Source organism: Streptomyces sp. NBC_01716 (assembly GCF_036248275.1).
Classification (GTDB): Bacteria; Actinomycetota; Actinomycetes; order Streptomycetales; family Streptomycetaceae; genus Streptomyces.
In genome coordinates this window covers 1087666-1107274 of sequence record NZ_CP109181.1, presented here as the reverse complement: position 1 = coordinate 1107274, position 19609 = coordinate 1087666, and the positions used below count along the sequence as shown (strand labels likewise).

At 71.0% G+C, this 19609-nt stretch carries 16 protein-coding genes and 1 pseudogene; 15 read left to right on the top strand and 2 right to left on the bottom strand.

Going from position 1 to position 19609, the window contains the following annotated elements; genetic code table 11:
• Nucleotides 1-19: 19 nt before the first annotated feature.
• The 6 genes and pseudogenes from OIE74_RS04770 to OIE74_RS04745 all read left to right on the top strand — a co-directional run bounded on the left by OIE74_RS04770 (nucleotide 20) and on the right by OIE74_RS04745 (nucleotide 6315).
• Nucleotides 20-2662, top strand: a complete 2643-nt coding sequence (locus OIE74_RS04770; protein ID WP_329378726.1) for a GTPase-associated protein 1-related protein — start codon at nucleotides 20-22, stop codon at nucleotides 2660-2662.
• A 187-nt stretch (nucleotides 2663-2849) separates the two neighbouring features.
• Nucleotides 2850-3506 carry a vWA domain-containing protein gene (locus tag OIE74_RS04765; RefSeq protein ID WP_329392164.1) on the top strand — a complete coding sequence of 219 codons (657 nt, stop codon included), beginning with the start codon at nucleotides 2850-2852 and terminating at the stop codon, nucleotides 3504-3506.
• Nucleotides 3503-4441, top strand: a complete 939-nt coding sequence (locus tag OIE74_RS04760; protein ID WP_329378724.1) for a protein phosphatase 2C domain-containing protein — start codon at nucleotides 3503-3505, stop codon at nucleotides 4439-4441. Before OIE74_RS04765 ends, OIE74_RS04760 begins: the two co-directional genes overlap by 4 nt.
• A 16-nt stretch (nucleotides 4442-4457) precedes the next feature.
• Nucleotides 4458-5807 carry a protein kinase domain-containing protein gene (locus OIE74_RS04755; RefSeq protein WP_329378722.1) on the top strand — a complete coding sequence of 450 codons (1350 nt, stop codon included), beginning with the start codon at nucleotides 4458-4460 and terminating at the stop codon, nucleotides 5805-5807.
• A 160-nt stretch (nucleotides 5808-5967) separates the two neighbouring features.
• A pseudogene (locus OIE74_RS38575) lies at nucleotides 5968-6078 on the top strand (transposase domain-containing protein); the annotation flags it as partial.
• On the top strand, nucleotides 6076-6315 hold the full coding sequence (locus OIE74_RS04745; RefSeq protein WP_329392163.1) for a helix-turn-helix domain-containing protein: 240 nt from the start codon (nucleotides 6076-6078) through the stop codon (nucleotides 6313-6315). The pseudogene OIE74_RS38575 and the gene OIE74_RS04745, both read left to right, overlap by 3 nt.
• Before the next feature lie 259 nt (nucleotides 6316-6574).
• Here OIE74_RS04745 and eutC read toward each other — a convergent pair whose 3' ends face one another.
• Both eutC and OIE74_RS04735 read right to left on the bottom strand, forming a co-directional pair.
• A complete protein-coding gene (gene eutC / locus OIE74_RS04740; protein ID WP_329378721.1) occupies nucleotides 6575-7399 on the bottom strand; it encodes an ethanolamine ammonia-lyase subunit EutC in 825 nt (274 codons plus the stop codon).
• Complete coding sequence (locus OIE74_RS04735; protein ID WP_329378719.1) at nucleotides 7396-8805, bottom strand: ethanolamine ammonia-lyase subunit EutB; 1410 nt, start codon at nucleotides 8803-8805, stop codon at nucleotides 7396-7398. Before OIE74_RS04735 ends, eutC begins: the two co-directional genes overlap by 4 nt.
• 590 nt (nucleotides 8806-9395) lie before the next feature.
• On the opposite strand from OIE74_RS04735, the gene OIE74_RS04730 reads away from it, so the two are divergent.
• The 9 genes from OIE74_RS04730 to OIE74_RS04690 all read left to right on the top strand — a co-directional run bounded on the left by OIE74_RS04730 (nucleotide 9396) and on the right by OIE74_RS04690 (nucleotide 19064).
• Nucleotides 9396-10163 carry an SDR family NAD(P)-dependent oxidoreductase gene (locus OIE74_RS04730; protein WP_329378717.1) on the top strand — a complete coding sequence of 256 codons (768 nt, stop codon included), beginning with the start codon at nucleotides 9396-9398 and terminating at the stop codon, nucleotides 10161-10163.
• Between the two features lie 101 nt (nucleotides 10164-10264).
• On the top strand, nucleotides 10265-10984 hold the full coding sequence (locus tag OIE74_RS04725; RefSeq protein ID WP_329378715.1) for an SDR family NAD(P)-dependent oxidoreductase: 720 nt from the start codon (nucleotides 10265-10267) through the stop codon (nucleotides 10982-10984).
• A 55-nt stretch (nucleotides 10985-11039) separates the two neighbouring features.
• On the top strand, nucleotides 11040-11927 hold the full coding sequence (locus OIE74_RS04720) for a nitrilase-related carbon-nitrogen hydrolase (RefSeq protein WP_329378713.1): 888 nt from the start codon (nucleotides 11040-11042) through the stop codon (nucleotides 11925-11927).
• Nucleotides 11928-12055: 128 nt separating this feature from the next.
• Nucleotides 12056-12904, top strand: coding sequence for a polysaccharide deacetylase family protein (locus OIE74_RS04715; RefSeq protein ID WP_329378711.1), 849 nt, complete (start codon nucleotides 12056-12058; stop codon nucleotides 12902-12904).
• A 163-nt stretch (nucleotides 12905-13067) separates the two neighbouring features.
• Nucleotides 13068-14168 carry a sugar ABC transporter substrate-binding protein gene (locus tag OIE74_RS04710; protein ID WP_329378709.1) on the top strand — a complete coding sequence of 367 codons (1101 nt, stop codon included), beginning with the start codon at nucleotides 13068-13070 and terminating at the stop codon, nucleotides 14166-14168.
• Nucleotides 14169-14202: 34 nt separating this feature from the next.
• Nucleotides 14203-15759 (top strand): sugar ABC transporter ATP-binding protein, encoded by a 1557-nt coding sequence (locus tag OIE74_RS04705; RefSeq protein ID WP_329378707.1) that lies wholly within the window; start codon nucleotides 14203-14205, stop codon nucleotides 15757-15759.
• On the top strand, nucleotides 15756-15890 hold the full coding sequence (locus OIE74_RS04700) for a hypothetical protein (protein WP_329378705.1): 135 nt from the start codon (nucleotides 15756-15758) through the stop codon (nucleotides 15888-15890). Before OIE74_RS04705 ends, OIE74_RS04700 begins: the two co-directional genes overlap by 4 nt.
• A gap of 1 nt (nucleotide 15891) precedes the next feature.
• On the top strand, nucleotides 15892-16923 hold the full coding sequence (locus OIE74_RS04695; protein ID WP_329378703.1) for an ABC transporter permease: 1032 nt from the start codon (nucleotides 15892-15894) through the stop codon (nucleotides 16921-16923).
• A 323-nt stretch (nucleotides 16924-17246) separates the two neighbouring features.
• Nucleotides 17247-19064 (top strand): ABC transporter substrate-binding protein, encoded by a 1818-nt coding sequence (locus OIE74_RS04690; protein ID WP_329378701.1) that lies wholly within the window; start codon nucleotides 17247-17249, stop codon nucleotides 19062-19064.
• Nucleotides 19065-19609 lie beyond the last annotated feature (545 nt).

The following is a 19609-nucleotide window of genomic DNA, read 5'->3' as shown; positions in this document are numbered from 1 at the left end:
GGGCTGGTCAGAATGTGGCATGCTCATCCGCCGTCTCAGCTACCTGCTCGACCGGGAGCCGGACACCGGCAGCGTCCGGCTTCGTCCGCTCCGGTCGCCCGAGCCGCCGCCGGAGGGTGAGGCCGGGGACTTCGACGATCTGCTCGCGCAGGTGGAGCAGATCCTCGCCCTCACCCATGGCCGTACTCCGCACGGGGTCTTGAGTTGCAGCCGGCTCCCGGCCGGCGGCAGTCTCCTCTGTCACGGCCGTGCCGACGGTGAACACCCGGACGGGCAGGGGCAGTTCATCGAGGTTCTGCATCTCCCCGCGGGCGCCGCCGGGTTCGACCGGATGTGGCCGATCGACACCTGGCGCTCCCGGTCCTGGGACGCCCCGGGGCCGGCCGACGGGCACGGGGACCCGCTGCCCGTCCCGGAAGGGCACTTCGGCCGCGAGATGCTCGTGCGCTTCGCCCAGGAACAGTCCTCGCGCGTGGCGCCGTTCCTCGCGGACGTACGACGCCTCTGGGCCGACCCCGCCGGCCGGCAGATCGTCATCGCCGAACAGGACCCGGAGACGGTCGTCCGCTGGATCGCGCTCGCCTGCGCTTCCCTGCCCGAACACCGCGCCAGGGAACTGACGTTCGTCACCGGCGCCGGCGAACCGCACGAGGCGCCGCAGCAGATCATCGGCATCGGGCCCGATTCCTCCTTCGACCGGCACGATCCGCTGCTCGTCGGGCATCTGTACCGGGTCCACGACGGTCTCGGGGGACCGGGCAGTGAGTACGTCCCCGATCCCTGGGCCGAGTTGACGGCCGCGCTGTGGCAGGCGGGCACGCCGCCGACACCGGGGGCGGCCACCTTCCCGACGGCGCAGACGGCCCAGACAGCCCCGCCGGGACCGGCCGCCGCACCCCTGGTGTCCGGCTCGTCGGCGCCCGTCACGGGGGAGGAGGCCCCCGATCCGTTCGACCTCGCGGCGCTCGTGCCCCAACTCCTGCGGACGGGCACGGGGCCGGGAACGGGAGCGGGGTCGGGGGACGGGTTCACCGCGCTCCAGGGCGAGTCCCTGCACGCCGTCGTCGCCTCGCTCGCCTCGGCGGCCCAGGACCAGGCCCAAGGAGCCCCGGCCGTCGAGGAGTTGACCCGGGTCTGCCAGGAGCTGGGCAAACACTGTCCCGAGAGTGTCACCGACCCACTGGCGCTCGCCCTCGCCCGGCGGCGGCTCTCCGCCGCGCTGGACCAGGACACCGCGCTCCGGCACGATCCGCTCGCCGGCCTGCCCCTCGGCGAGGCGGCGCAGCGCTCGCTGCGTTCCGAGTTCGGACCCCGCTTCGACAAGGGCCTCGGGCGCAGACTGCGCGGCCCGGTCTCCGCCTGGGCGGGACCACTGCATCTCGCGCTCGTCCTGCACGGTCCTCAGGGCGCCGGCGTCGAGGACGCGGTGAACAGGTTCGTCCGCGTTCTGCTCCAGCCCCGGATGCCTGAATGCGGGGACGCGGTCGCCGTCCTGAAGAGCGTGGGCCACCAAGGGCTGAACCGGCGTGTCCTCGCGAAGATCGCCGTCGAGACCGCGGGCCGACGGAGCCATCTCCTGCGGGAGTTGCTGCTGTCGCCGCACGGCGAGTGGGTACGGTCCCATCTCGACATCGCCCCGCCATCCGTGCGTGTGGTCGAACTGGCCGTACGGTGGGGCGGGCCGCCGCACCGCCTGCGCGGTGTCGAACTGTTCGCGAAACTCGCCGAACCGGCCCCGGGCGCCGCCGTGTCGGCCGCGACCGACCCGCCGACGCTGGAGACCCTGTGGGGGCTCGTCTGGGGCGCCGGCCAGCCGGAGCGGCCCGACTTCCCGCGTATCCTCCGCATTTGCGGCGCGGAGGCGGTTCTCGCCGCCAATCTCGGCACCCGGTTCCTGGCCTGGCTCACAGCGCCCGGACGGTTCGACCGTGAGCTGGTCGACTTCGCCCACGCGGTCCACCGCCGGCCGGAGCTGACGGGCCGGGAGCGCGCCACCGCCCAACTGCTCGTCATCGCCGACAACTTCGCGCGGACGAGCCGCGCGCCCAGGGACGTCGTGGACAGCCTGGGAGACCTGCGGCGGGCCGCCTCGCCCGTGGACGGGCCGCTGTGGGACGGCGTGCAGTACCTGCTGGCGCGCGGGTTCGCCGCCCTCCCGCCGCACGAGCTCTACCAGTCGGGCGCGCTGTCGTATCTCGCCACCGGCGAACCGGTGTTGCAGCAGCACTACCGGGCCGCCGTTCAGGCGGACTTCGCCGACGACGCCAAGATCGGCCGGATGGCCGCGCAGCCGGAGTTCATCGCCGATCTCTTCTACGTCTGGCGCAGGGACCTGACCAGATCCTCCCGCGAATGGCACGCCATGGTCGACGACCTGCTCCGGCAGACCATCGGTGTGGTGCTGCGCCGGATGACCGACGAGCAGCGCGGCGCCGTCGCCACCCGGCTGGTGGGACGGTCGAACAACTGGCTCCAGAGCTGGCTGCGTTGGTCGCACCGCATGGCCGGCGGCGGCAGCCACGACACACAGATCCCGGGACAGCCGGGCCGCCCGCCCACCCCCCATGTCCCGGGCCGGCCACCGCCACCGAGGTCCGGCGAGTTGCCGCCGGTGCCACCCACATACCCGCCCGGGTACTCGCCGTCGCATCCACCGCGCTGACCGGAGTGCGCCCAGTATCCCTGCTCAACATACGTACCCGCGCGCCCTCAACTAGGCTTTCAGCGCCACCACAACACCACACATCACCACCGGACGCACCACACAGGCAGAACCAGGCGTGCGCGAACGGGACGCCTCGGGGGAGAGGACCAGCGTGACCATCATTCTCGACGTGCCCGGCGGCAGCATGGCCAGCCGCCCGGCACACTTCATCTGGATGCTCGACTGCTCGGGTTCCATGGGAGTGAACGGCAAGATCGGCGAACTGAACTTCGCCATCCGTGAGGCCATTCCGGAGATGCAGCAGGCCGCCCAGTCCAACCCGGCCGCCTCGCTGGTCGTCCGCGCCATCTCCTTCGCGAGCGGGGCGAGTTGGCACATCGAGGAGCCCACCCCGGTGGACCGGTTCACCTGGGACGACGTGCACACCTACGGCGCCACGGACATGGGCGCCGCCTTCCGGATGGCCGCCGCCGCGCTCCAGACCCCGCCGATGCCGCAGCGCGCGCTGCCGCCCGTCCTGGCCCTCGTGTCGGACGGCCAGCCGACCGACGACTGGCGCTCGGGACTGCGCGCCATCGACGACACGCCGTGGGGCAAGCGCGCCGTGCGCGTCGCCGTCGCGATCGGCGACGACGCGGACAAGAGCATGCTCAAGGAGTTCCTCGGCAATCCCGAGCTCGAACCGCTGCTCGCCAAGAACCCGCGCCAGCTGGCCGCCGCGATCCGCTGGATGTCCACGGCGGTCGTCAAGGAGGCGTCGGCGCCGAAGATCGAGGACGCCGCACCCGCGAACGTCTCGCCCGTCGTGCCGCTGACCAAGGACGAGACCGACATCTGGTGAGCGGCATCGGGACACCCACCGTGGCGTGGGAGCTCCTCGACGGGGGAGTCAAAGGGGTCGCCAAGAAGTTCAGCCAGGACCGGGGCCGGGCCCTCGTCACGGCGGGCGGCCGTGCCGTCGTGCTGGCCGTCGCCGACGGTCACGGGTCGCGCGCGCACTTCCGCAGTGAGATGGGCGCGCGCTGGGCCGTGGAGACGTTCACCTCCTGTGCCCAGGTGTACGCGCGGGAGGTCGTACGGCGCGGCGAGGACGCGGCGAACCTGCCCCGGCTGCTCGCCGAGGCCCGCACGCTCCCGCAACAGGTCGTGCACGCCTGGCGCCGCCGTGTCCTGATCCAGGAGGCCAACTCCCCCGCACACGGCGGAAACACCACGGCGAGCACCACGTCGAACAGCGCGCCGAACACCGTGCCGAGCGGTACGGCCGGCTCCGCCGCCGGAACTGTGCCGGAGCCCGACCTCGCCGTCTACGGCAGCACGCTGATAGGCGTCGTCCTCACCGAACGGCTGCTGGTCTGCTGGCAGTTGGGAGACGGCGACATCGTCCTCGTCGACGAGGACGGCACGACCAGGATGCCGCTCTACACCGGCCCCGACATGGGCGACGAGACCGAATCGCTCTGCGAGCCCGAGGCCTGGCGCAAGGCGCGGCTGCACTGGCAGCCGCTGACCGGCGGCGGCCCGCCGCCGGGCGTGCTCATCTCCACCGACGGACTCTCCAAGAGTTTCGCCGACCACGAGGGGTTCCTGGCCTTCGCGAGCGGGGTGCGCTCGGGCGCCGCTTCGCACGGCGTCGCGGCCGTCCAGGCCCAACTCGCCGACTGGCTGGGCCACGCGGCCAAGTACTCCGGGGACGACGCGACCCTGGCGGGCGCCTTCCCGGCGAACGGACGCGGCCCCGCCCGCCCCGGCCCCGACAACGACGACACGCACTGAAGCAGAGAGGTACAGCATGGCGAACGGCATGCTCGCAGCCGGACAGACCCTGGTCACCGAATCCGGGGAGCAGGTCACCGTCGCCGAGCTCTTCGGCTCGGGCGGCCAGGGCGAGGTCTACCGGGTGCGGACGCCGCACGGCGACCGGGCCGTGAAGTGGTACTACCCGCAACTGGCCGACGCCAGACAGCGGCAGATCCTCGAAGGGCTCATCCACCACGGCTGGGGCGACGACCGGTTCCTGTGGCCGCAGACGATCGTGATGGACCCCTCGGCCTCGTACCCGGGCTTCGGCTATCTGATGGACGTACGGCCGCAGCGCTTCCACGACCTGCCCGCGCTCTTCCGCCGTGACGCCTCGGTGGCGGCGACCACGCTGCGTACGCTCGTCGCCGCGGCGCTGCACACCGTCGAGGCGTACTTCACCCTGCACTCCAAGGGCATCGCCTACCGCGACATCAACTGGGGCAACATCTTCTTCGACCCGGCCACCGGCGATGTGCTGGTGTGCGACAACGACAACGCCGTGGTGGACGGCGAGGCCGCCGCCGTCGCCGGGACGATGGACTTCATGGCCCCCGAGCTGGTGCGCGGTGACAAGGGCGCGCAGCCCGGCATCCAGTCCGACCTGCACTCGCTCGCCGTCCTGCTCTTCCTCCTCCTGATGAACCATCACCCGCTCGACGGCGCACAGGCGTTGAAGATCCGCTGCATGGACGAGGCGGCCAAGCGCAAGATGTACGGCACCCATCCGCTGTTCATCTACGACCCCGCCGACACCGCCAACAGGCCCGTGCCGGGCGAGCACCCGACCGTCATCGCGACCTGGGGCGCGCTGCCGAAGATCCTGCGTGACCTGTTCGTGCAGACCTTCACCCGGGGGCTCAACACGCCGTCGACGCGGGTCCGTGAGTCGCAGTGGCGGGACGCGCTGAGCCGGGTGCTCGACGCGATCACCGTCTGCGCGTCCTGTGGCCGGCAGAACATGACCCAGCCCGAAGGACCGGCCCCCGACTGCTGGAAGTGCGGCAACGCGGTCCTGCTGCCCCCGAAGCTCGAAGTCGTCACGGGCCGGGGCGCCCTGCGTACCCGCCGCGCCATCCGGCTCGACCCGCAGGCGCGGGTGTACGCACACCATCTGGTGGACGACCCGGAGCGGCACGACTTCACCGCCGTGGTGGGGGAGATGACCGAACACCCCCAGCAGCGCGGGCGGTTCGGCCTCACCAACCGTTCGGCGCTCCAGTGGACGGTCCGCCGTGACGACGGCACGGTCCAGGAGGTCGGCCCCGGCCGCACGGTGGCCCTGCGCCCCGGCCTGCTGCTGGAGTTCGGCGGCGGCACCGAGGCGGAGGTGCACGCCTAGGGCGTGTTTTAGAAGTCCCGTCTGGCTCGCGACGCCTGGCACGCGCGCTCTCCCCCGTAGCCCTTCGGGCACGGGAGGTGCCCCCTGCGTTGTCGTAGTCATCCAAGTACGTCCGGTCCATCTACGGGGTTGGTCCTCCGCCTTGCGATCGCACGCATCCGCCCTGGGAGTGCACACGCGTGCGTTTCCGCCGGAGTTGGTGGATGAGGTGGTGGCGGAGTGCGGACGTACTGAGGAACGTCGACGCCTGCTTCCCGCACGGGTGGTGATGCGCAGAGCCCAACACCTGCTGGAGAGCACGGACCGCACCACTCGTCAGATCCACCTGGAAGTCGGTTACCGCGACCACGGCACATTCGCCGCGCTCTTCACCAGGCACTTCGGAGTCCGCCCCACCGACTACCGGGCCGGCCTCCGCCGTGGAACGAGCCTCTCCGTGATCACTCGGCAAAGCCCAAGCCTCGGCCGAAACGGTTACGGAGGGTTGGACCAATGGAAAGGCCGGTAACGCCAAGCACTTGATCTTGAGTGCTGGAAGGCTCGGGGACAGCGAGACGGCCGGACGGGTACAACGGGCCTTCCATCGCGGGGTCGGCAGCGGGTTACCCGTAGTTCGTTAGATCCGTAGGTAGAGGTCGATGCAGTGTCCGGTGGTGACCGCGTCGATCAGGCGACCGGTGGTCACGGCGGTCCTGGACCGCAGGGGTGAGACAGATTCAGTGGCGGGCGTCCTCGGCGCGGCTGCTGCGAAAGCCGCGCAGCCGAGCTCAGTCGCGCTCCACTTGATGCGGGTCACGCGTCGTGTCCTTCAGGTGTACTCCGGACTTTCCCAGTGCGCGGGCGCGCCGGACGACGGCGGCGGTGATCCGGGCGGCTCGCGCATAGCCGAGGCCTTCGGGCGGGTGGATGTTGGAGACACAGTTGCGCTCCGCGTCGCTGCGCCCGGGGCGGGGGCAGTGGGTCACGTAGATGCCCAGGCTCTCGGGGACGGACAGGCCGGGGCGTTCGCCGATGAGGACCACTGTCGTGGTCACTCGCTGCCAGGCTCCGATGTGGTCCGCAAGCGCCACGCGGGCCTGGGTCGCGATGACCGGCTGCGCCCAGGACAGTCCCTGGTCCATCTCCTGGCGCAGGGCCTCCAGGAGCGGGGGACCGTGCCGTTCGAGCGCGCCGGGTGACAGGCCGTCGCACAGTACGACGCCGATGTCGGCGGCCTCGCGGGGGATCCCGGTCAGGTCGCCGGGGAGACGGCCCAGGTCGGGGCGGCTCAGGTAGGTGGAGCGGTCACCGGCGCGCGAGGTCACGTGGACGGGTGTGCCTGCTCCCGTGGCCTCCGTCCGGCGTCGCAGTGCCTCGACGTCGAGCGGGTGGTGAACAGCATCACGGGCCAGGGCGTGCGCCGTGCGCAGTTCGAGGAAGGAGAGGGTGCGCATCGCGTTCCCCACCCGGCCGAGCCCGATGCGCGCGCTTGTGTGGGCGCGCAGAGCGAGCCACGGATCGGTGGTGTCGGGGAGGCGGGCCCTGCCCGACGGGCGGGTCTGTCCCGTCCGATCGTTGTCGTGACCGGAAAAATCCGGAGGCGAGGTGCTCATGCGTTCATCAGGGGGTGAAAGGGGCCGGTCGCGGGGTCGGCGGGCAGAAGTCGGCCCGTACGGTCCGCGAGACCGGTGCTGGTCAGCCAGGCGGCGAACTCCGGTGCGGGGGCCAGGCCGAGGACCTGGCGGGCGGTGAGCACGTCGTGGAAGGAGAGGCTCTGGTAGCCGAGCATCACATCGTCCGCTCCGGGGACCGTGATGACGAAGGCGCAGCCCGCTGCGCCGAGCAACAGGAGCAGGGTGTCCGTGTCGTCGTGGTCGGCTTCGGCGTGGTTGGTGTAACAGATGTCGACCCCCATGGGGAGCGCGAGGAGCCTGCCGCAGAAGTGGTCCTCCAGCCCGGCGCGAATGATCTGGCGTCCGTCACGGAGGTACTCGGGGCCGATGAAGCCGACGACGGTGTTCACCAGGAAGGGGGCGAGTTCCCGGGCGAGCCCGTAGGCGCGGGCTTCCAGGGTCTGCTGGTCCACAGGACGGCCGTCGGTACCGAGATGGGCCGCGGCGGAGAGGGCGGAGCCCTGACCGGTCTCCAGGTACATCACGTTGTCGCCGACGGTGCCGCGGCTCATCGCGCGGGCTGCCTCGTCGGCCTCGAACAGCATCGGCAGGGTGATGCCGAAGCTCTCGTTCGCGCCCTGGGTACCGGCGATCGACTGGAACACCAGGTCCACGGGCGCACCGCGCTCCATCAGTTCGATCGTGGTGGTGACGTGGGAGAGCACGCATGACTGCGTGGGGATGGCGTACCGCTGCCGGACGTCGTCGAGCAGGTGCAGCAGGTCCGCAGCCGCCTGTGGGGAGTCGGTGGCGGGGTTGACGCCGATGACGGCGTCACCGCAGCCGAGCAGCAGACCGTCGACGGTGGCCGCTGCGATGCCTCGCGGGTCGTCCGTGGGGTGGTTGGGCTGGAGCCGGGTGGCGAGAGTGCCGGGTGTGCCGATGGTGGTGCGGAAGGCGGAAGTCACCTGGGTCGCCCTGGCGACCGCGACCAGGTCCTGGTTGCGCATGGTCTTCGAGACGGCGGCAACCATCTCGGGTGTCAGCCCGCGGGAGACCCTGGAGAGCAGGTCCGCCGCGTCGGGTGCCGCCGCGGTGCTCAGGAGCCAGTCCCGCAGGCCGCCGACGGTCAGAGCGGAGAGCGTGGCGAACGCCTGTCGGTCATGACGGTCGAGAATGAGCCGTGTCACGTCGTCGCTGTCGTAGGGGACGACGGGTTCCTCCAGGAACCGGTCGAGAGGGACGTCGGCCAGGACCCACAGGGCCGCCGCGCGCTCGGCGTCGGACTGCGCGGCGCAACCGGCGAGTTCGTCGCCCGACCGCCGAGGTCCGGCCTTCGCCAGGACCTCCACGAGCCCGTGGAAGGTGTAGGTGGTGCCTGCCACCTGCTGGTGGTACGTCGTCATGAGTCCTCGTCGTGGACAGGGCAGCGGTCAGCTCTGTTGGGGCCGGCGTGTTGCTGCGCGGTGGTCGTCCGGCGGTGTCGGCGGTCCAGCACGGATCTGTCCGCGACGCCTTGGCCGGTGCCCCGGGCGTTACCGTCGGCCAGGGCGACTTTCCGGGCAAGCGTTGCATTCCGTTCCTCCTTGCCAAGGTGTCCCGGCGGCTGGTGGCGCCGGACGATCGGGCCGTGGGAGGACTGTAGGAGCGGGACGCGACTCCTCACGTCCGTAGAAATACCTACGGTTCGCGCGCGGCGCCCAACGGAGGGCGGCCACGCCCGCAGGAGTGGAGCGGCGTGCCCGCCGGGGTCTTGGTCCAAGGCCCCCGGCGCTTCACCCGCTGACCCGACCGCGCGCACGGGCACGGGCGGCCCTCGTCCAGGACGCCCCGGCCACCGGTCGCGCCCCTCCGGCGCGGCGCCGCGCCGGAGGGGCGCGACCGCAAAGTAGGCAATTTTACGGACGTGGCCGTCCCGCCCCCGCTCCTACTGTCCTGCCACGAGCTACTCGGTCGGCGCCGCCGGACCCGGACGGGCTCAGGACGGAAGGCACGCATGCAACGCCTGTCGGGCAAGGTCGCGCTGGTCACCGGTGGTGTGCGGGGCATCGGACGGGGAATCGCCGAACTGTTCGCGGCCGAAGGCGCCGCGGTGACGGCGGTCGACGTCCTCGACCCCGCCGGGTCCGCCCGGTCCACCGGAGGCGTCGGCCCGGCCGACGCGGACGGGACGGCCGCCGGCAGCCTGGAGTTCGGCCGTCTCGACGTCACCGACGAGGCGGGCTGGGCCCGTACCGTCGCGGCGGTCGAGGAACGCCACGGCGGGCTGGACATCCTGGTCAACAACGCGGGCGTCGGCTCCTACGAGGCGATCCACGAGCTGGCCCAGGACGAGTGGAACCGGGTGCTGGGAGTCAACCAGACCGGGGTCTTCCTCGGGATGCGGGCCGCGATCCCCGCCCTGCGCCGGTCCGGCGGCGGCTCTGTCATCAACATCTCCTCCATCTACGGCGCTGCCGCGGTCCCCGGATCTCTGGCCTATCAGGCCACCAAGGGCGCTGTGCTGAGCATGACCCGCAACGCGGCCATCACCTACGCCGGTGAGAACATCCGCGCCAATGCCGTGCTGCCGGGCTGGATCCGCACGCCCATGACCGAGGCGCAGACCCGCGAGTTCAACGACACCGTCATCGCCTCCACCCCGATGGGCCGCGGCGCCGACCCCCGGGACATCGCCTACGGCTGTGTGTACCTGGCCTCGGACGAGTCGTCGTACGTCACCGGCACCGACCTCGTCATCGACGGCGGGTTCCTGGCCCGCTGACCCGGGCCCCGTCGCCCCGCGAGGCGGCTGGGCCTGCAACACCCACCCGCACACCCATCGGCCATGCCCCTCGGGGCGGCCGTAGCAAAGGAGTACCCGGCATGGGGCGTCTGACAGGCAAGGTGGCGCTGGTCACCGGAGGTTCCCGCGGGATCGGGCGGGGCATCGTGGAGGCGTTCGCCCGGGAGGGGGCCGTCGTGATCTCCGCCGACCTCGACACGGACAGTCCACAGTCCGCGGGCGTCGAGGAAATCCGCCTTGACGTCACGGACGAGGACGCCTGGGCCGCCGCCGTCGACGGGGTGGAGAAGCGGCACGGACGGCTCGACGTGCTGGTCAACAACGCGGGCCTGATCTCCTACGAGCCGATCGAGACGCTCACGCTCGCCGAGTGGGACCGGGTCGTCGGCGTCGACCAGACCGGGGTCTTCCTCGGGATGCGGGCCGCGATCCCCGCCCTGCGCCGGTCCGGCGGCGGCTCCATCATTAACATCTCCTCGGCCTGGGGTGTGGTCGGCGGGGTTGGCACACACGCCTACCACGCCAGCAAGGGCGCGGTCCGCAGCATGACCCGCAACGCGGCCATCACCTACGCGGGCGAGAACATCCGCGCCAACGCGGTGATCCCCGGCTGGATCGCCACCCCGCTGACCGACGCGCAGCCCGCCGACCTCAACGCGGCCGTACTGGCAGGCACTCCGATGCGGCGCGGCGGCACGCCCGCCGAGATCGCCCACGGCTGCGTGTACCTGGCCTCGGACGAGTCGTCGTACGTCACCGGCACCGACCTGGTCATCGACGGCGGCCTGCTCGCGCAGTGAACGGCCGCGCGAAGCGTCCCGCCACAACCTCGCCATCTGAGAGGAAAAGCAGTCCATGGGTACTTCCCTGACCGTGTCCGCGGTCCAGTTCGAGTTGCGGGAGGTGGACGGCTTCGACGCCTTCGCCCGCCAGGTCCGCACGCTCGTCGACCGCACGGACGGATCCGAACTGGTCGTCCTGCCCGAGCTGTTCACCGCCTCGCTGTTCACCGCCCGCCCCGGGTGGCGGGACGAACCGGTCTCCGCGCTGGGCCGGATCGCCGACTACACCGACGACTACGCGGCCCTGTTCACCGAACTGGCCCGGGTCCGCGGCCAGGTGATCGTGGCCGGCAGCCATCTGGTGCGCGATCCGGACGGCGAGGGTGTCCTGAACACCGCGTTCGTGTTCTTCCCCGACGGCTCGGTCACTCATCACGTCAAGACGCACATCTTCCCGGCCGAGGCCGGCTGGGGCACGCAGGAGGGCGACAAGCTCATCCCGTTCACGGTGAGCGGGGTCAGCGTCGGCGTCTCGATCTGCTACGAGACCGAGATACCGGAGATCTCGACCGTACTGGCGCGCCAGGGCGCCGAGTTGATCGTTAGCCCGTCGTACACGTTCACCGAGGCCGGCTTCTGGCGGGTACGGCACTGCGCCCAGGCGCGGGCCATCGAGAACCAGGTGTACGTCGTGCACTGCCCCACCACCGGCGACCCCGGCGCGCCCCTCTCCCCCGGCTGGGCCCGCGCGTCGGTGCTGTCACCGTGCGACACCGGCTTCGCACCCGACGGGATCCTGGCCGAGACCGGTACCAACGTCGAGGACGTCATCACCGCTCGGCTCGACCTCGACCTCCTCCGCGAGAACCGCCGCACCGGCGCGGCGACCACACACACCGACCGCCGGCGCCGCTGCGGCCTGTACCGCCGGTACGCCGACGAACTGCTCAGCGGCGCCTGAGCGGTTGCCGGGCCGGGGCCGTGCCGCCTCCGCGCGGTGGATGAGACGCCGCCCGTCGCCCGCTCCCGTACCTCACCGCCGCCTTTCCCCCGTCACCATCACCGTCATACTCCGTAGGGAGATCACCCATGCCTCTGAACCTGCCCGAGGGCAAGAAGCTCGCGGTCAACATCGGCGCCGACTTCGACGCGCACAGCGTCTGGATGGGCACCTTCAACCTCAGCAGCCCCAGCTATCTGTCCCGGGGAGAGTTCTGCGCGGAGGTCGGTGTGCCCCGGCTGATCAGCCTGTTCGAGCGGCACGATGTGCGCGCCACCTGGTGCACCCCGGGCCACACCATGGTCACCTTCCCCGAACGCGTCCGGCAGATCGTGGACGCCGGGCACGAGATTGCCGCGCACGGCTGCTACCACGAGGGTGTACCGAAGCTGGACTCCGACACCGAGCGGCGGCTGATGGAGGCCCAGCTCAAGCAGCACGACAAGTACATCGGCACCCGTCCGCGCGGTTACCGCTCGCCCGCCTGGGACTTCACCGACCAGACGATGAGCGTGCTGGAGGAGAACGGCTTCGCATGGGACTCCTCCCTGATGGGCCGTGACTTCGAGCCCTACCACCCGCGTCCGGTCCAGGTCGGCTGGGAGGAGGGCAGCAGTTTCGGTCCGGCCAGCCCGCTGCTGGAGTTCCCCGTCTCGTGGTTCCTCGACGACTTCCCGGCCGCCGAGTACATCCCCGGTGTCAACCAGGGGCTGGGCTCCAGCGAGGTGATGTTCCAGCGCTGGAAGGACCATTTCGACTACGCCTACCGCAACGTCCCCGGTGGCGTGCTCACGCTGACCGTCCACCCGCAGACCATCGCCCGCGCCCACTACCTGATGGGCTTCGAGCGGCTCATCGAGTACATGGCGGGCCACTCCGGCACCTGGTTTGCCCCGCTCAGCGACATCTACGACACCTGGACCGAGGACGCGTCCTGACCCACGGTCCGGCCGCAGACCTCCGTCGGTACCGGCCCCCGGTCCCTCTGACCGGCCGCCCGCATTCCCCCCTCGCGCGCCGTTCGCCCCGAGCAGAGCCTCCTGCTCCGCTGCCGTGCCCGTCCCGCCCGCAGTACCGCCCCGAACAGGGAGAACCACCGCCATGAACCACCTCACACCCACCCCGTCCGTCACCGCCCGCAGACGCGGCACGGTCCGCCGCTCCGCCCGCACCCTCGGTGCCGCCGCTGCCACCCTGTCGGTGCTGCTCGCCGCAGGCGCCTGTTCCGTGCCGGCCGACCAGTCCGCCGGTTCGTCCGCTGCGGCCGGCGAGGCCAAGGGGCCAAAGAAGGTCGCCGACCTGAAGATCGCCTACTTCTCGGCCGGCACCAGCAACGCCTACCTCCAGGCCGCGATCGCCGCCGGCAAGAAGAAGGCGTCGGACCTCGGCGTCAAGCTCGACGTGTTCGACGGGCAGTTCGACGCCCAGAAACAGTTCGACCAGATCCAGACGGCCCTCACCAGCGGCAAGTACAACGCCTTCGCCGTGGAGCCCAACGACGGCAACCTCGTCTGCAAGCTGCTCACTCAGCAGGCCCCGCAGAAGGGCATCCTCGTCTCCGTCTTCAACCTGCCGATCTGCGGCCGCGCCACCAAGCTCGGGGAGGAGACCTGGGAGCCCGGCACGGTCACCTACGTCGGCGGACAGACCCTCGACGTGTACGAGAAGTGGGTGGACCAGGTCGTCAAGGACAACCCCGACGGCGCGAAGGTCGCGCTCATCTCGGGCCCGGACCTCAACGCCAACACCATCTGCTTCAAGCAGGCGGCCAAGGCGTTCGCCCAGCACAAGGGCTTCGAGGTCGTGGCCAGACAGAGCACCGACTACACCACGCCCAAGGGCAACTCCGCCGCACAGACCATCCTCCAGGCCAACCCCGACCTGGATGTGATCATGTCCAACTTCTCCGGGATGAGCCGGGGCATCGTCCAGGCCGTCAACGGCGCGGGCCGCAAGGGCAAGGTCAAGATCTACGACTTCGGCGGCGACCAGTGGGCGCTGAATTCGGTGCGCAGGGGCGATCTCCAGCAGAGCGTGATGATGCTCCCGGCCCAGGAGACCGAGGAGGCCATCCAGGCGCTCGCCGACCAGGTGTCGGGCAAGACCGTGCCGCACTTCATCAATCTGACCGAGTCCTCGGAGCTGCCCGGCACCCCGTTCGCGACCGCCGCGACCGTCGGCGAGTTCAAGCCCGAGTACTGACCGGCCCGCGTCACGGCAGGAAAGGAGCCTCCTCATGCCCGACACATCCTCCGCGTCACCCCCGGTGGCAGCCGTCGCCGACCCCACCGCGCCCGTCGGTCCGGCCGTCGTCTGCCGGGGCGTGTCCAAGGTCTTCGGCCGGACCTACGCGGTCCGTGACGTCGATCTGGAGATCCCGGCGGGCACGGTCCACGCGCTCGTCGGTGAGAACGGAGCCGGGAAGTCCACCCTCCTCGGCATGATCAGCGGCCGGCTGGCCGCCGACACCGGCACCGTGGACGTGTTCAGCACCCCGCTGGACGCGGGCGGCCCCCGCAAGGCCCGTGGGCTGGGACTGGTCACCGTCTACCAGGAACTCACCATGGTCCCGGCGCTCAGCGCCGAGGCCAACGTGTTCCTCGGCGGCAACCTCAGCCGTCGCGGTCTGCTCTCGCACCGAGAGATGCGCCGCCGCTATCTGCGGATGTGCGAGGACTTCGAGGTGGACATCCCGCCCGAGGCCCTGGCTCGCACCCTGTCGGTCTCCCAGCAGCAGATCCTGGAGATCATGCGCGGTGTCCAGGCCGACGGCAGGATCCTGCTGTTGGACGAGCCCAGCGCCGCGCTTGCCGAGCACGAGCGGGACATCCTCTACCGCGTCCTGGACCGACTACGCTCCCAGGGCACCACGATCGTGTTCGTCAGCCACAACCTGGAGGAGGTGCTGCGGCTCAGCGACAGCATCTCGGTGCTGCGCAACGGTCACCTCGTGGAGAGCGCGCCCCGTGAACGCTGGAACCGGCAGGCACTGATCCGGGCCATGGTCGGCCGCGAGATAGAGGTGACCGCCCGGGGCGGCACGCACGAGCCCGGCGGGCCGGCACTGGAAGCCTCCGGGGTGGATCTGCCCGGGGTCCTGTCCGGCATCGACATGCGCGTCCACGAGGGCGAGATCGTCGGCCTGTGGGGCCTGGTCGGCTCGGGACGCACCACCTTCCTGCGGTCCCTTGCCGGTCTGGAACGGTCCTCCACCGGTGAACTGCGCCTGGGTGGACGGCCGGTGCCCTGGCCGCGCTCGGCCCGGCAGTCCATCACCGCCGGAGTGGTCATGGTCCCCGAGGACCGCAAGAACGGTCTGATCCCCGCGATGGACGGCACCGACAACGTCAGTGTCGGCGTCACCAGCGCCACCCGGGCCGGCCGGATCGATCACGGCAACGAACGCGACCGTGCCGAGCGATACGCCCGGTACTTCGGGTTCGACCCGGCCCGGCTCGGCGCCCCGGTGCGCCATCTGTCCGGCGGCAACCAGCAGAAGGTGCTCCTCGCCAAGTGGGCCGCCCGCACCCCGCGGGTCTTCCTCATCGACGAACCCACCCGGGGCATCGACGTCGGCGCCAAGTCGGAGGTGCTGGCCTCCCTGGTGCGACTGGCTGAGGACGGCGCCGCCGTCGTCGTCACCTCCTCGGAGCTGGAGGAGGTCCTCGCCATCGCCAACCGGCTGCTGGTCTTCGCCGGCGGCCGGGTGGTGCGCGAGATCCCCGCCGACTCCCCGGAATTCCGGGTGCGGGACATCGTCAAGCTCGGCTTCCACGACAAGGCCGCCGAGTGAGCGGGCGCGGCGGCCCGGACCGCCCGCCCACCCCCGGCCGGGCCGCGCCCGGCCCGCCGACCCGTCGCACCGCCGTCCCGAGCACCGACACCAGCACCAGCACCGACACGACCACCCGCGAGGTGAGCTGAAGTGACCCCCTCCACCGTCTCCCAACCGTCCGCTCCGGCGGGCGACCCCGCCGTGGCACCGCCCCGGAGCGCCCTTCCCGGCGGCGAGGACCGCGCGGCCCGGCTGCGGGCCTACGCCCTGCGGTTCAGCACCTTCTGGGTGCTGCTCCTGCTGATCGCCGCCGCGACCGTGCTCTACCCGGGCTTCCTGAAGCCCGCCAACCTCCAGGACGTCCTGACCCAGAACGCTGCCGTCGGGATCATCGCCGTCGCGATGACCTTCGTCATCATCTCCGGCGGGTTCGACCTGTCGGTGGGCGCCACCTACGCGCTCGGCTCCACGGTGTTCGCCGGTGTCACCAAGAGCACGGGCTCGGTCCTACTGGCCGCGGTCTGCGCAATCCTGGCGGGCCTTGCCGTGGGAGCCGCCAACGGCACGATCATCGCTCGCTGGAAGGTCAACCCGTTCGTCACCACCCTGGGCATGTCCTCGGTGATCGCGGGCCTGGCGTACGTGTACTCGAACTCGGCGCCGTTCATCGTCGACGACGTCTCCTTCCAGTACCTGGCGCTGACCGCCGTCACGGGAGTGCCGCTGCCGATCTGGATCCTGATCGGCATCTTCGTGGTGGGCTCGCTGCTGCTCTCGCAGACCGGTTACGGCCGGAACATCTTCGCCATCGGCGGCAACGAGGAAGCCGCCCGGCTGTCCGGGCTGCGTGTTCCGTGGCTCGTCGGCAGCGCCTACGTGATGACCGGTGTGACGGCCGCGCTGGCCGGCATGATCGACGCCTCCCGGCTCGGGGTGGGGCAGGCCGATGTCGGAGCCACCGTGGCCCTGGACACGATCGCCATCGTGGTGGTCGGCGGGACCTCGCTGCGCGGCGGCGAGGGCGCGGTGTGGCGTTCGGCGGTGGGCCTGCTGATCCTGGCCACGCTGACGAACGTCTTCTACAGCCTCAACATCAGCCAGCACTGGCAGCTCATCGCCAAGGGCGTCATCGTCGTGACGGCCGTGGCCCTGGACTCGCTGCTGCGCAACCGCCGTACCTGAGCGGGGGCGGACCGGGCCCGCCCGGAGCCTCGCGTCACACATGTCGCCGGACCGGGCGGGCACCGGTCCGGCTTCACGCATGCCCCGCAGGCCCCGGAAACCCTGACAGTGAACACAAATGATTCCTTACTCGTTCGTTACACGTAACTCTGTCGTATCCGCAGGTACCTGGGCATGATGGCCCCTGTCAGCCCAGTGGCCGCCCGAACTCACGCGGCGGGCCGCGTACCAAGGGACAGGAGGCGACGCCCGTGTCCGCTCGGAAACGAACCGGACCCTTTTGGTCCGCCAAAGACGAGCTCCCGCTTCCCGCCTCCGCGATCATGCTCGCCGATGGCACCGTGGAGGCGGCCGAGGACAGCCGGCACGGCGCGGCACCCGGCCCCGGCCCGGCGGTGGCCTTCCTGCGTGAGCATCCCGAACTCGCCGGTCTCGTCGTGGCCTGTCTGCGCACCGAAGCTGGGCGCAGCGGCTTCATGTGGACGGACGGCACGGCCCGCACCCTCGTCAGGGTCTGGGTCGACCCGTTCACCGACCCTCGCGGCAATCCGATGGGCCGGGTCCTGGTGGAGCCGTGCCACCCGTCGCCGTACGGACTGACCCTGCGCGAGCTGGACGTGCTCACCCTCATCGTCGCCGGGCTCACCAACAACGAGATAGCGGAGCGGCTCTTCACCAGCCCACGAACCGTCACCACCCATGTGGACCGGCTGCTGACGAAGCTCCATCTGTCGGGGCGGGCCGCCGCGGCGGCGCTCGCTCTCGACCAAGGGCTGGTACGGCTGCCCTTCCCCGGCGGGGACACGGCGTTCGAGCGGCTCGGGCTCGGCAGGATCGCCACCGCGGCCCGGGGCGGCGCGCCCGTCCCCTCTCCCGTGCCGGGTCCCACGCGCTCGCTGCGCCGCCGTCCGCTGATGCTGGGCGCGGCCCTGCCGTTGACCGGCCCGGCCGCCGCCGACGGGCGCGAGATGCTGCTCGCCACCCGACTGGCCCTGGAGGAGATCAACGACCAGGGGGGCATCTCGGGCCGCCGTATCGAACTGGTGACCGCCGACTTCGACGTGACCGTGCCGTCGGCCGTGCAGGCGGCGTTCACTGAACTCGTCGAGCAGGAGGTGGACGCGCTCACCTCCGGCTACATCGGTCCGCAGGACGTGGCCCACGAGATCGCCGCCGACTACGGCCGCCCGTATCTGCACGCGGCGGCGCTGGACTCGATGGTCTCCCGGGTGGCCGAGGACCCCGAGCGCTACGGCGGAATCTTCCAGGTCTGTCCCAGCGACACCCGCTACGGCCCCGGCTTCGTGCGCTTCCTCACCTCGCTGCGGGACAGCGGTGGCTGGTCTCCGGAATCGAATCGGCTGATGGTGGTCCAGGGCATGTGGCCGCTGGGGGATCTGGGCCGCACTGAGATGTCGGCGGCCGTGGAGGCGGGCGGCTGGACCCTGGAGACGGTGTCCGAGGTGGGCATGTCCGACGCGGCCTGGCAGCAGATCGCCCGCCAGGTACGGGCCGCCGCACCTGCTGCCGTCCTGGTCGGGCACTACTTCATGCCGGGCAGTCTGGCCTTCTTGCGAGAGCTGCTGTACGACGGTCCGCCGATCCTCCCCTATCTCCTCTACACGCCCTCCATCCCGAGCTTCCGCCAAGAGCTCGGCCCGCTCTCCGAGGGCCTGCTGTGGGCCACGGTCACGGGCACCTACTCCGACCACCTGGGCCGGTCCTTCGCTGCCCGCTACCGCTCCCTGCACGGCGTTTCCCCCGGCCGCTCGCACGCCGGCATCGCCTACGACAGGGCCCGGATGATCGCCGGCGCGTGGTCCCAGGTCGACGACCCACGTGACCACCGCCGCGTGGCCAAGGCCATCCGTGCGACGATCCACCGGGGCGTCAACGGCGCCTACTACCTGGCGGACCCGGGCCAGGCCGCGCTGGCCTACCCGGAGATGACTCCCGATCCGTCCATCGGGCAGGCCCACCTCGTCTACCAGATCCAGGACGGCCGTCAGCGCATTCTCTCGCCGACCCCGTACTGCGACGGCCGTTTCCAGCTTCCGCCGTGGTACGCCACGGGTGCGGGTGCCCGCACCGGGACACCACCGGGTGCCTACGTCAGGGGAGTCCGGGCCCGCACCGGGTGACGGCTCGGAGGGCCCGGGAAACCGAGGAGACCATCTGGTCCGGCACCCGCACGGCACAGCTGTGACGGCCCCGTCACCAGAGCGCCATGTTCACCTTGCCGATGGTTGGTAAGTAGATGTCTGCCGCGCCCCGAAATGAGGGTCCCCAAGGCACCCTTTGCCGACGAGACGGTGTCCGGTGGATCCTTCGATGCGGGCCCCGGCGGCAAGGGCGGCAACCAGGCTGCGGCCGTCGCCCGCCTGCGCAGCGCGCGCTCGTCCGTCATGTCCGTGATCCGGTCTTCCGCCAGTGCGTACGACTGGGTCAGCGCGACCTCGGTACGTTCGCCGTTCGTGTGCAGTACTGGGCACACCTGCAGCATCAACTCCCGCTGCCGTACCGGGCATTGCTCCCCGAACCTGGGTGTACCGCGCCCCGGCGTGCACTGTGGCTGGAAGGGCGCCCGGGAGCCAACGGGGCCCTGGGGGCGGGCTGTTGGCGCCAGCGGTGATGGGAGCGGTGCATGGCAGGGCGCGGCTGGGGTGCCCCGGCTCGTGCATCCGGC

Excerpts from the sequence above, each read along its gene's own strand:
- OIE74_RS04765 (WP_329392164.1), top strand. The coding sequence starts at position 2,850 with ATGGCCAGCCGCCCGGCACACTTCATCTGGATGCTCGACTGCTCGGGT.
- eutC (WP_329378721.1), bottom strand. The coding sequence starts at position 7,399 with ATGAGCACCTCGCCTCCGGATTTTTCCGGTCACGACAACGATCGGACG.
- OIE74_RS04745 (WP_329392163.1), top strand. The coding sequence starts at position 6,076 with ATGCGCAGAGCCCAACACCTGCTGGAGAGCACGGACCGCACCACTCGT.
- OIE74_RS04755 (WP_329378722.1), top strand. The coding sequence starts at position 4,458 with ATGGCGAACGGCATGCTCGCAGCCGGACAGACCCTGGTCACCGAATCC.
- OIE74_RS04770 (WP_329378726.1), top strand. The coding sequence starts at position 20 with ATGCTCATCCGCCGTCTCAGCTACCTGCTCGACCGGGAGCCGGACACC.
- OIE74_RS04715 (WP_329378711.1), top strand. The coding sequence starts at position 12,056 with ATGCCTCTGAACCTGCCCGAGGGCAAGAAGCTCGCGGTCAACATCGGC.
- OIE74_RS04730 (WP_329378717.1), top strand. The coding sequence starts at position 9,396 with ATGCAACGCCTGTCGGGCAAGGTCGCGCTGGTCACCGGTGGTGTGCGG.
- OIE74_RS04705 (WP_329378707.1), top strand. The coding sequence starts at position 14,203 with ATGCCCGACACATCCTCCGCGTCACCCCCGGTGGCAGCCGTCGCCGAC.
- OIE74_RS04710 (WP_329378709.1), top strand. The coding sequence starts at position 13,068 with ATGAACCACCTCACACCCACCCCGTCCGTCACCGCCCGCAGACGCGGC.
- OIE74_RS04725 (WP_329378715.1), top strand. The coding sequence starts at position 10,265 with ATGGGGCGTCTGACAGGCAAGGTGGCGCTGGTCACCGGAGGTTCCCGC.
- OIE74_RS04735 (WP_329378719.1), bottom strand. The coding sequence starts at position 8,805 with ATGACGACGTACCACCAGCAGGTGGCAGGCACCACCTACACCTTCCAC.
- OIE74_RS04690 (WP_329378701.1), top strand. The coding sequence starts at position 17,247 with ATGCTCGCCGATGGCACCGTGGAGGCGGCCGAGGACAGCCGGCACGGC.
- OIE74_RS04720 (WP_329378713.1), top strand. The coding sequence starts at position 11,040 with ATGGGTACTTCCCTGACCGTGTCCGCGGTCCAGTTCGAGTTGCGGGAG.